Source organism: Pseudomonas sp. CHM02 (assembly GCF_000612585.1).
Lineage (GTDB): Bacteria > Pseudomonadota > Gammaproteobacteria > Pseudomonadales > Pseudomonadaceae > Aquipseudomonas.
The window spans coordinates 1-365 of record NZ_JFCA01000122.1; the positions used below are offsets into that span (position 1 = coordinate 1).

The following is a 365-nucleotide window of genomic DNA, read 5'->3' on the forward strand; positions in this document are numbered from 1 at the left end:
CAATGCCGATGTACAGCGTGTTGGCCTGGCGGATTACTTCCATTTTGCGCTGCGTGCCGAAGATATCGGCATCGCCAAGCCGGATGCGCGGTTGTTTCAGGAAGCCTTGCAACGCGGCGGGGTCGATGCCAGTGCGGCGGTGCATATCGGCGATCACCCAGGCGACGACATCGCCGGGGCGCAGCAGGCCGGGCTGCGGGCGGTGTGGTTCAACCCGACGGGCAAGGCGTGGGATGCGGATAAGCGTCCGGATGCCGAGATTCGCAACCTGGCGGAGCTGCCAGAATTGCTCCGCAGCTGGAACTGACACCGAACCCAATGTGGGAGCTGGCTTGCCTGCGATAGCGGTCTATCAGGCACATTTT

At 62.7% G+C, this 365-nt stretch carries 1 protein-coding gene; it reads left to right on the plus strand.

Features of this window, described 5'->3' with window-relative positions; genetic code table 11:
• Positions 1-307 (plus strand): HAD family hydrolase (locus tag BM70_RS33850; protein ID WP_025859601.1); only part of this gene is annotated, 307 nt, incomplete at its 5' end.
• Positions 308-365: the final 58 nt, after the last annotated feature.